General features: G+C 71.8%; 12 protein-coding genes. 4 read left to right on the forward strand and 8 right to left on the reverse strand.

The window, feature by feature from the left end; genetic code table 11:
* Positions 1-77: 77 nt before the first annotated feature.
* Positions 78-386, reverse strand: coding sequence for a hypothetical protein (locus ACWCYY_RS12100; protein ID WP_449795931.1), 309 nt, complete (start codon positions 384-386; stop codon positions 78-80).
* A gap of 161 nt (positions 387-547) precedes the next feature.
* On the opposite strand from ACWCYY_RS12100, the gene ACWCYY_RS12105 reads away from it, so the two are divergent.
* Positions 548-1,096 carry a DUF4262 domain-containing protein gene (locus tag ACWCYY_RS12105; protein ID WP_449795932.1) on the forward strand — a complete coding sequence of 183 codons (549 nt, stop codon included), beginning with the start codon at positions 548-550 and terminating at the stop codon, positions 1,094-1,096.
* A 367-nt stretch (positions 1,097-1,463) separates the two neighbouring features.
* Here ACWCYY_RS12105 and ACWCYY_RS12110 read toward each other — a convergent pair whose 3' ends face one another.
* Positions 1,464-2,030 (reverse strand): IS3 family transposase, encoded by a 567-nt coding sequence (locus ACWCYY_RS12110; RefSeq protein ID WP_449796065.1) that lies wholly within the window; start codon positions 2,028-2,030, stop codon positions 1,464-1,466.
* 31 nt (positions 2,031-2,061) lie between these two features.
* A complete protein-coding gene (locus ACWCYY_RS12115; RefSeq protein WP_449795933.1) occupies positions 2,062-2,199 on the reverse strand; it encodes a hypothetical protein in 138 nt (45 codons plus the stop codon).
* Between the two features lie 595 nt (positions 2,200-2,794).
* Between ACWCYY_RS12115 and ACWCYY_RS12120 the strand changes: the two genes are divergently transcribed.
* The gene (locus tag ACWCYY_RS12120) at positions 2,795-3,016 is read left to right on the forward strand and encodes a hypothetical protein (protein ID WP_449795934.1); all 222 of its coding nucleotides are present in this window, start codon (positions 2,795-2,797) and stop codon (positions 3,014-3,016) included.
* An 88-nt stretch (positions 3,017-3,104) separates the two neighbouring features.
* On the opposite strand, the gene ACWCYY_RS12125 is transcribed toward ACWCYY_RS12120, so the two are convergent.
* Positions 3,105-3,935 carry a S1 RNA-binding domain-containing protein gene (locus ACWCYY_RS12125; protein WP_449795935.1) on the reverse strand — a complete coding sequence of 277 codons (831 nt, stop codon included), beginning with the start codon at positions 3,933-3,935 and terminating at the stop codon, positions 3,105-3,107.
* Between the two features lie 210 nt (positions 3,936-4,145).
* On the opposite strand from ACWCYY_RS12125, the gene ACWCYY_RS12130 reads away from it, so the two are divergent.
* Entirely contained in the window at positions 4,146-4,688 is a 543-nt protein-coding gene (locus ACWCYY_RS12130; protein WP_449795936.1) for a hypothetical protein, read from the forward strand.
* Between the two features lie 7 nt (positions 4,689-4,695).
* On the opposite strand, the gene ACWCYY_RS12135 is transcribed toward ACWCYY_RS12130, so the two are convergent.
* Entirely contained in the window at positions 4,696-5,454 is a 759-nt protein-coding gene (locus ACWCYY_RS12135) for a MerR family transcriptional regulator (protein ID WP_449795937.1), read from the reverse strand.
* Between the two features lie 139 nt (positions 5,455-5,593).
* Positions 5,594-6,394, reverse strand: coding sequence for a class I SAM-dependent methyltransferase (locus ACWCYY_RS12140; protein ID WP_449795938.1), 801 nt, complete (start codon positions 6,392-6,394; stop codon positions 5,594-5,596).
* A gap of 104 nt (positions 6,395-6,498) precedes the next feature.
* Here ACWCYY_RS12140 and ACWCYY_RS12145 point away from each other — a divergent pair, with 104 nt between their 5' ends.
* Positions 6,499-6,621, forward strand: coding sequence for a hypothetical protein (locus ACWCYY_RS12145; RefSeq protein ID WP_449795939.1), 123 nt, complete (start codon positions 6,499-6,501; stop codon positions 6,619-6,621).
* 54 nt (positions 6,622-6,675) lie between these two features.
* On the opposite strand, the gene ACWCYY_RS12150 is transcribed toward ACWCYY_RS12145, so the two are convergent.
* Positions 6,676-7,401 carry a dienelactone hydrolase family protein gene (locus ACWCYY_RS12150; protein ID WP_380149648.1) on the reverse strand — a complete coding sequence of 242 codons (726 nt, stop codon included), beginning with the start codon at positions 7,399-7,401 and terminating at the stop codon, positions 6,676-6,678.
* 94 nt (positions 7,402-7,495) lie between these two features.
* Complete coding sequence (locus ACWCYY_RS12155; RefSeq protein WP_449795940.1) at positions 7,496-9,142, reverse strand: serine/threonine-protein kinase; 1,647 nt, start codon at positions 9,140-9,142, stop codon at positions 7,496-7,498.
* Positions 9,143-9,164: the final 22 nt, after the last annotated feature.

The raw sequence follows: 9,164 nt of genomic DNA on the forward strand, positions 1-9,164 counted from the left end.
AGCCGTACGGGTGGGGGCGCGCATCCGAATTCCGGCGTGTGAGCTCTCCGCGGTGGCCAAGTCCCACGTTGCTGGGGTCAGTTGGTGTGGGTGTTCGTCAGGTGGGGGCCGATGTCGCTGATGATGATCTGCCCGGTCGGCCCGCGGGTGTCGTCGAGGTAGTACAGGCGGGGTGCGATACCGTTGCGGTCGATCTTCAGATGGTGGGTCATCTCGGCCCGCCCGTCGGGGTGGACCTGCTTGGGGACGTGGAAGATGCGTTCCCGGCCCCAGCGGGCCATCGTGCTGCCGGTCTCCCCGTTGGCGATCGCCCGTACCGGCCATTTCGCGCCGGGAGCGGAGCCGGAGCAGTAGCGCTTGAAGTCACCGACGAACCCGCTCCGCACGGTTTGGGCGTAGTCGCTCAGCGCCCGCAGACCGCTCCAGCTCCGGCTGGCCCAGGAACGGACCCGGTAGTAGATACCTCCGCAGGTAGATGTGCGCAGGAGAGTGGTGTGTGCGTGAGCCCGCTGCCTCGGTTCGAACATTCGCCCCGTACTCTGCAGGCATGGTCGATGATCCATTCCAGTGCCGCTGTGTCCTGTGCCATGACTACGGTGACCGAGACGAAGTCGGCCAGGTTGAGCGGGCGATCATCGGCAATGTGCAGGAGCACGGCTGGCACGTCGTAATGGTGCCGGAGGATGAGATCGGCCCAGGGTTCGCCTACACGATCGGGCTGGCCCACACGTACGGCACGCCTGAGCTCGCGATGTTCGGGCTCGATGTGCACCTCATGCACCGCATGCTCAATACGCTCGGCGAGAGGGCCGTGTTGGGTACGGCCCTGGCTGACGGCCAGGAGCATCACAGCATCGCCCGCGGTCTGCCGGTGAGGCTCAGGCGGGCGGATCCACGTTGGTACAGGACCTTCCTCGGACAGGCCATCAGGTTCTACCGGCGTCCGCCCCTTCCGGTTTTGCAGGTGGCCTGGCCTGACGCGAGCGGGCGCTTCCACTGGGAGGAAGGCGTCGAGCCGGGGCATCGGGACTCGCAACCTCAGCTGTGGCGGTCGCCGGACGGGCACCCGGCCGGAGTCTGGACGGCCGAGTTCTGACCTCAACCGCAGGTATCTACCGGAGCATGATCGTCTTGCGAAGCAGCTCGAAACCAGCTCGCCCATAGAGCTGATTTCACAGAATGGTTCGGTTCACGACGCGTTCGACGCTGCCAGAACTCCACTCCGGGGTGAGGCCGGCCATGACGGCGTCGAGGTATGAGGGCAGGTGGACGGCGAAGCCAGTTAGGTCTGGCAGTCGGCTGGCGTCGACTTCCTTGATCCAGTTCGGCAGCCGTCGCCGAGCCGGCTGGTAAGGATCTCTGAAGTCCCCCCATGATCCTGGACGCTCGTTCTCATGCTGCGAGGGTGTGTCGTTGTCGTAGCACGAGCCGGTGCGTCCGGTTCTCGCTCGGATCCCCAATTCTTATGCCGTGGTGCGGAATTGAGTGGAGGTGTACTCGTTGCCGCGGTCGCTGTGCACGATGCAGCCCGGCTCCAGGCGGCCTCGCGCGTGGGCCATGCGCAGGGCGTCGACGACCAGGTCGGCGCGGTGGTGCTCGGCCATCGCGTAGCCGACGACCTCGCGGGTGGCGAGGTCGAGCCAGCAGGCGAGGTAGAGCCAGCCCTCGCCGGTGGGCAGGTAGGTGATGTCGCCGACCAGGCGGGTTCCGGGCCGGGTGGCGGTGAAGTCACGGCCGATCAGGTCCGTTGTGGGGCAGGCCTGTTTGTCCGGGCGGGTCAGCGAGCGGCGCCGGCGGCGGCGGGTGATTCCCGCGATGCCGCGTTCGCGCATCAGTCGCTCGATCCGCTTGTGGTTCACCGCGTGTCCCTGGCGCTGGAGTTCGGCGTGCACGCGCGGTACGCCGTAGGCGCCCTTGGAGGCGAGGTGGACCACGGTGATCTCGTGGACGGGAGCGTCGTCGGCCCGCTCACGGGCCCGCCGTGCTTCCGGGCCGCCGGCCCAGGCGTAGTACGAGGAGCGGGGGATGATCTTCCCCCTTTGACACCACCCGGTGCGACGCTCAGGTCGTGTCGGGCTCGGCGGCCGACGGGGAGGGCGGGAGCTCGTCGCGGCTCTCCGGGGTGAAGGCGTCGCGGCGGGCGAGGGTCACCGACAAAGGCAGGCCCAGCCGCTCGGCCGCGCGTCGGCGGACACGCACCTGTGATGGGGTCCGGGGGCGGAACGAAGGGAGCCGTGAGCAGCCACAGCCGGGGCGGTGGTCGTAGGTCAGCCCCTCCGCGAGCACGGTAGCCACGACGGACCACGCCTTCGCGTCGCGTCGCCGAGGCGCGGCGAAGTCGTAGCCTGCGAAGACGAGCTCCTGACGACAGCCAGGACAGATGCGCTTCCGGATCGGCCACGTGCTGCCCTTGAAGGAGAGCCGGCACCCGACGCACACGTAGTGCCGGAAGGCGCCGTTGAATGCGTGGTAGCACATGGCCAAGAGGCTACGCGTCGCCCACCGGCGGGCCCAAGCGGATTCGTGGCGCCCCAGTCTGGCCAGTCAGCCGCGCATCCGCCGTCGTAGCGCGAGCGAATAGCGGGACAGCCCTTAGGAGGCTGTTGAGGCGCTCCGCGAGCTCTCGCGAAGCCACGACTATCGTGACCGGGCGGATGCCGGTCGCGCCCTGGCAGGCTTCGCCGAGAGGCAGGAGGCCCGCGGGCCGCTGCTGGCGCTCGTGCTCGACCCGGGTGACACCTTCGTCACCCGGGTGACCGCGGAAGCGGTGCTCCGGTGAAAGGACAGGATCGGGTTGGCGGTAGCCGCCTCCGCACTGGCCGTCGCCGACTCGAATCAGAGCGACTGGATCCATACCGCGATCCTCGATGTGTTCAGCACCTTCTCCGAGGACCGGGACAACGCGATGCGGCTGTGCGAGGAGATGTTTCGGGACGCTGACGACCGCGTGGTTCTGGGGGCTCGTCAGCTGAACGAGATCCTGGCCGAGATCGACCCTGTTCTTCGCACCGTGTAGCGCTGGGCTGACACTGCGACAATCCCGCGCCAGTCAATCTTCGATGAGACGGGTCATGCGGACCCGGCTGAGGCGAGAGCGCGAGAGGTCAGTCGCGAGCCGTGGAGGCGTGCCGTCGGGAGAGGGACAGCCTGCGTCGTTCTCGATCGATCTCAGTGACGACGACCGTGATGTCGTCGCCGACTTGGACGACCATCTCTGGAGCCTCGACAGGCGGCCAGGTGAGTTCCTGCAGATGGAGCAGGCCCTCGAGGTCGCTGGTGACCTGCACGAACACGCCGAAGGGAACCAGCTTGGTGACTCGTCCCTGCAGCGCCTGCCCCACCGCGGTGGTCTCGGCGAAGGCCTGGAACGGGTCGGGCTGCGTCGCTCGCAGGGAGAGCCTGGCCTCTCCGTTCGTCGTGTCGAACTGGAGGAACTCGCACCTGACGCGCTGGCCCACCTGAACGACCTCCGAGGCCGCCTCGAAGTGCCGCCAGGACAGCTCGGGGATCGTGATGAACCCGACGCCGGGGAAGACCGGATGGTCCGGGCCGTCGTCCAGGGTGACGAACACTCCGAACCGTTCGATCGACCCGATCCGGCCCGACAGTACTTCTCCGGTGCGGAGGGATTTCAGGAACGCCCAGAGTTCGGGGTTCTCCGTGGCGGCCGTGGACATCCAGGCCCGACCTTGCTCAAGGTCGATGGCCGTCACCTCGGCGGTGATCCGGTCGCCGACCTCCACGGCCGCTCCCGAGGACCGGACCCAGGACCGGTCCAGCGGCCCCACGAACCCCAAGGGACGTGCAGCGAAGCCGTCCAGGATCACCGACACACCCCGTGGAGTCAGTTCTGCCACGATCCCGCTGCAGACATCACCGACCTGGATCGAGGCCAGGAACCTCCGGGAAAACTCATCGTTCGACGCCCCGCCCATGCCGCCCAGCCTCTCACGCCTAACCGTCTGTCAGGTCATCAGGTCAGGGGAGGGGTTCGTGCCCGGTGGCCGGGACGGCGACGGCGGTCGTCGCCCTGACCGACGCGCTCGACGAGTGCTCGGGACCACGAAGTCGCTGGTCGTCAGTGGTGGATCGTCGGTATCGTCCGGGCACCGACGAGTGGGGGTGGGCCGGTGCGGCCGTTGTTGATGGTGGATGTGGACGGGCCGTTGAATCCCTTCGCGTCGAAGCCGTACCGGCGGCCCGAGGGGTACGGGACGCACCGGTTGATGACGCCTCGGTGGGAGGCGATGGAGCGGCGGCGGCTCCGGGAGTACGGGCTGCCCCACAAGGCGCCGAAGCCGCTGCGGGTCTGGCTCAACGAGGAGCACGGGGCGGCACTCGCCGGGCTGCCGTTCGAGCTGGTCTGGGCGACGACCTGGGAGGAGGAGGCGAACGCGTTCGTCGCGCCGCTGCTCGGCCTTCCCGAACTGCCGTACGTCGCCTGGGCGGAGCCCCGCCCCGAGCCCGGGGGCGGGGTGTTCTGGAAGACGCCGCAGATCGTGGCCTGGGCCCGGGGGCGTCCGTTCGCGTGGGTCGACGACCTGATCACGGAGGCGGACCGGGCTTGGGTCCGGGCCAACCACCCGGGCCCGGCGCTGCTGCACCACGTGGACCCGAAGACCGGCCTGACGCCGGACGACTTCGCGCGCCTGGCGGACTGGGCGGAGCAGCTGGGCCGGAAGGCCTGACGGTGGCTCAGGCCGGCAGGCCCGCCGCGTAGAGCTCGATCGCGGCCTGCTGGTACTCGGCCAGCCCGGGAGCGATCGCCTCGTACGCGGCGCGCCACTCGGGCTGCCGCACACAGGCCCGCCCCATCGCACGGAACTCGTCCGCCGTCACCGGGTGGAGCTCCGTCAGGGACCGGAACTGCGCGTCGACTTCCGCCTGTACGGCCGCGTCGGCCACCGGAACGCCGGCCGCCATCAGCTCGGCGAGCCGGATCATCACGGCCGTGCGCTCCCGCTGGCCCCGCTCGACCTCGGCGGGGTCCATGCCGTCGGTGCGGCGCGCGGTCGCCTCGGCGAGTTCGGGGAAGTCGCCCAGGCCGCCCTGGTAGCGGGCGGGGTGGATGCCTTCGAAGAGGTTCTCCGGGCGGTTGATGGTCATGGGGTGGCCTTCCTCTCTGGAGCGTTCCAGGTCGGCGAGGGTGCGGGCGACGGTGGCGGCCAGCGCGTCGAGCCGGTCGCGTTCGGCCAGCAGGCGACGGTGGTGGCCGCGCAGGGCCTCCACCTCGTCGACCTGCTCGCCGACGATCCGGCCGATCTCCGGGAGGCCGAGGCCGAGCGTCCGCAGCACGAGGATCTGCTGCAGCCGCAGGAGCTGCCTCTCCCCGTAGTGGCGGTGCCCGTTGGCGGCGATCCGGGCCGGCGGGAGCAGGCCGATCTCGTCGTAGTGCCGCAGCGTCCGGGCGGTCACGCCCGACATCCGGGCGACCTCCGCGATCGGCAGGTCCATCGCCCCTCCTCGTCGGGCCGGTCCGTCCGGCCCTGGTCACGACCGTAGGAGCTGCCGCAGCGTCAACGTCAAGCGCGGTGCGTCCGGGCCGGGCCGCCACGCCTCCGGCGGGGCGGGGCAGATCGGTGCGGACCGGCGCTCAGGCCGCGGCGCGGAGGACGTACGCCGTCATCGGGGCCGTCACAGGCCCCGGCCCCAGCCGGGCCGTCATCTCCTCGACCACGAGGGCCCGGACCTCCGGCGTGTCCCCGCGTTCCAGCACGCCCGCGCGGACGGGCGTGCCGGTGAGGAAGCCGATCGCGACGTCGGCGGTGGAGGCGGCCCGGCCGTCCAGCGTCAGCTCCCGCTGCTCCTCGACGGTGAGACCGGCGGCGGTCAGATCGGCGGCCACGGCGGCGGGATCGGCGTAGCCGTGCGGGACGGTGCGGAGGAACGGCGGTGCGTCGCCGGGGAAGGCCCGCTCCAACCCGGCCTGCAGCGCCGCGCCGTAGGCGTGGGTGGGGAGCGGCCCCCAGGTGGTGAGGAGTGCCCGACTGCCGGGAGCCAGCACCCGGCGGATCTCCCGGTAGGCCGCCACCCGGTCGGGGAAGAACATCACGCCGAACTGACAGACCACCAGATCGAACGCTCCGTCCGGGAACGGCAGGTGCTGCGCGTCGGCCTGCCGCCACACCGCCCCCGGGACCCGGGCGGAGCCATAGGTGACCATCGCCTCGTTGAGGTCGGTGGCCGTCACTTCGGCGGCGGGGAGGGCGGCCAGCAGCGCGGAGGTCAACACCCCTGTACCCGCCGCGAGTTCGAGTACCCGCCGGGGTCGGAGCGCCGCCGCCCGGGCGGCCAGGTCCTCGGCGAACGGCCGGAAGACCACCGGCACCAGGTACCGCTCGTACGCCTCCGGCATGGACTCGGACCACCGGCGGTCCGCGCTGTCTCCGGTCATGCCGCGATGCTAGTGCCGCGAGGGGGCGGTTCGCCGGTTCCGCCTCGCCGGGTGCGGTCGGGTGCGGCCGGGTGCGGTCGGGGGCTCGGCCGGTCGTCGAGCGCATGGCGGAGGATCAGCAGACGGAGCTCCTCCAGGTGCTCGGCGAACTGCACACCGTGGAGGACGATTCCGACCGGGCCGGCTTCCTGCGCGCGTTCCCCGAGTGCTACGGGCTGGTGGACTGACCGCTCCGCACGGGCCGACCCGCGCGGTGGCCGCGCGGGTCGGCCCGGGCGGGGTCATTCCGTGGTGGGCAGGCACTCGGTGAGCAGGGCGAGGACGTCGTGCCAGGCCCGCTCTGCGTGGCGTGGGTGGTAGCCGACGCCGGGAGGGGTGGGGTGGTCGACCGTCGGGTGGTGGAAGGCGTGGAGTGCTCCTCCGTAGACCGTCAGGCGCCAGTCGACGCCCGCGGCCTGCATCTCCGCGGTGAAGGCCTCCCGCTGGGCGGGCGGCATGATCGGGTCCTCCGAGCCGACCCCCGCCCACACCGGACAGCGGATGCGCGCCGCCTCGCCCGGCCGGCCCGTGGTCAGCGCGTTGACGGTCCCGATCGCCCGCAGGTCGACGCCGGCGCGGCCGAGCTCCAGAGCGACCGCGCCGCCGGTGCCGTAGCCGATGGCGGCGATCCGGTCGGGGTCGGCCCGCGGTTCGGCCCGCAGGACGTCGAGCGCGGCGCGGCCGATTCCCCGCATGCGGTCGGGATCGGCGAGCAGCGGCAGGCAGCGGGCCAGCATGTCCTCCGGGTCGTCCAGGTAGCGCCCGCCGTGCAGGTCGAAGGCGAGCGCCACGTACCCCAGTTCGGCCAGGGCGTCGGCCCGTCGGCGTTCGACGTCGCTGAGCCCCACTCCCTCGGGGCCGATCAGCACGGCCGGTCGGCGCGAGGTGCCGGCCGGGAGTGCGAGGTGTCCGATCATCGTCAGGTCGTCGGCCGGGTATTCGACCGCGCGGGTGGTGAGTGCCGTCATGTGACGGGACGGTAGTGACCGTCCCGCCCGTACGGAGTGGTGTTCACCGATGGCAGACGGCGTTCCGTCCGGACGCCGCTGCCCTGACGGGTGGTCAGGAGGCCCGGCGGTAGGTGGTGACGGTGACGCTCAGAGGGGTGTCCTCGGGGCCGGAGTCGGTGACGCGGACGAGCGCGAGGTCACCGCCGTCGCGGGAGCGGAGGCAGAAGCCGCGGCCGTCCTGAACGGTGCCGAGGGCGACGGCGTGGACCGGACCGCCGGCCAACCCGCGGATGCAGTCCTCCAGTTGGACGGGGCCGCCCGGGGAGACGTAGGCGGAGGAGCCGTCGGGGAGGGTGAGGTCGTCGCCGTGGCGGCCGAGGAACCAGGTGGAGACGTCCTGTGCGGTCACCTTTCCGGCCCGGAGGTCGAACTCGTAGGAGGAGTCGGGCGATCTGAGCGTCAGGTCGGTACGGACCGGTACGTAGCCGGGGGAGGGGGTCACCGTCGGGGAGGAGGAGGGGGAGGGAGACGGGGAGGGAGAGGGCGAGGCGGAGGACGACGACGGGGGAGGGGTGGCCGCCTCGGCCTCGGAGTCGTCGAAGTCGTACGGGTCCAGCAGGAGGAGGCCCCCTGCGGCGCCGACCAGCAGCGCACCTGCGACGACCGACACCCGCACGGCGATCCGCCGCCCCTTCCGCTTCCCGGTGCCGGGAGTCGGCGGGGGCCCGGCGAGGCGGGTGGCGGCCTCGGGTGCGGTCGCCGGGGTGAGCAGCACCGTCGCGAGGGCGGAGGCCGGAGCCGCGAGGGCCGTCGGTGCAGTCGGGGCCGGGGTCGGCGGGAGCTCGCTGTGGCCGACCAGGGCGGAGCTGACCGATTCGGGCAACCACCCGTCCGTGAAACGGAGTTCACCCCCGACTGCGGGGTGGCTGCGGACGTACTCGATCAGCTGCGCCGTGGTGGGCCGGTCGGCCGGGTCCTTGGCGAGGCACAGGCGGGCCGGTTCGAGGAGGGAGGGCGGGAGGCGGTCGAGGTCCGGTTCCTCGTGGACGGCGCGGTAGAGGGAGCCGGCTTCGGGGCCGAAGCCGAAGGGGAGGGTGCCGGAGCCGACGAAGGCGGTCAGGGCGCCGAGGGCGAACACGTCGGTGGCCGGGGTGGCGGTCCGGCCGAGGGCCTGCTCGGGGGCCATGAAGCCGGGGGAACCGATCCGCAGGCCGGTGCTGGTGAGGGGGAGGGCGTCGGCGGCGCGGGCGATGCCGAAGTCGATGACCCGGGGGCCGTCGGCGGCGAGCAGCACGTTGCCGGGCTTGAGGTCGCGGTGGACGACCCCGGCGGCGTGGACGGCCTGGAGGGCCTCGGCGATCCCGGCCAGCAGCAGGAGGCCGGTCCGCTCGGGCAGCGGGCCGTGGCGGTGGACGACCTGGTGGAGGGAGGGGCCGGGGACGTAGGCGGTGGCCAGCCAGGGGAGCGCGTCGTCGGGGCCGGCGTCGACCACCTGGGCGGTGAAGAGGCCGTGGATGAGGCGGGCGCTGGCCACCTCCTGGGCGAAGCGGTGGCGGAACTGCGGGTCCTCGGCGAGTTCGGGGCGGATCACCTTGAGGGCGACGGGCCGCCCGCCGGGCGTGTAGGCGAGGTAGACCCGGCCCATGCCGCCCGCGCCGAGGCGGGCCCGGAGCCGGTAGCCGCCGACCTCGGCCGGGTCCTCGGGGGTGAGCGGTGTGAACGCGCCGGGGGCCTTGTTGCCGAAGAGGTCAGCGGTCATGGGGGCTCCCAGCAGGTCGGTG

This window comes from Kitasatospora sp. NPDC001664 (assembly GCF_053596675.1).

Bases quoted from the DNA above. Each gene is read 5' to 3' on its own strand.
- ACWCYY_RS12105 (WP_449795932.1), top strand. From the start codon at position 548: ATGGTCGATGATCCATTCCAGTGCCGCTGTGTCCTGTGCCATGACTAC.
- ACWCYY_RS12125 (WP_449795935.1), bottom strand. From the start codon at position 3,935: ATGGGCGGGGCGTCGAACGATGAGTTTTCCCGGAGGTTCCTGGCCTCG.
- ACWCYY_RS12130 (WP_449795936.1), top strand. From the start codon at position 4,146: ATGGTGGATGTGGACGGGCCGTTGAATCCCTTCGCGTCGAAGCCGTAC.
- ACWCYY_RS12135 (WP_449795937.1), bottom strand. From the start codon at position 5,454: ATGGACCTGCCGATCGCGGAGGTCGCCCGGATGTCGGGCGTGACCGCC.
- ACWCYY_RS12140 (WP_449795938.1), bottom strand. From the start codon at position 6,394: ATGACCGGAGACAGCGCGGACCGCCGGTGGTCCGAGTCCATGCCGGAG.
- ACWCYY_RS12145 (WP_449795939.1), top strand. From the start codon at position 6,499: ATGGCGGAGGATCAGCAGACGGAGCTCCTCCAGGTGCTCGGCGAACTG.
- ACWCYY_RS12150 (WP_380149648.1), bottom strand. From the start codon at position 7,401: ATGACGGCACTCACCACCCGCGCGGTCGAATACCCGGCCGACGACCTG.
- ACWCYY_RS12155 (WP_449795940.1), bottom strand. From the start codon at position 9,142: ATGACCGCTGACCTCTTCGGCAACAAGGCCCCCGGCGCGTTCACACCG.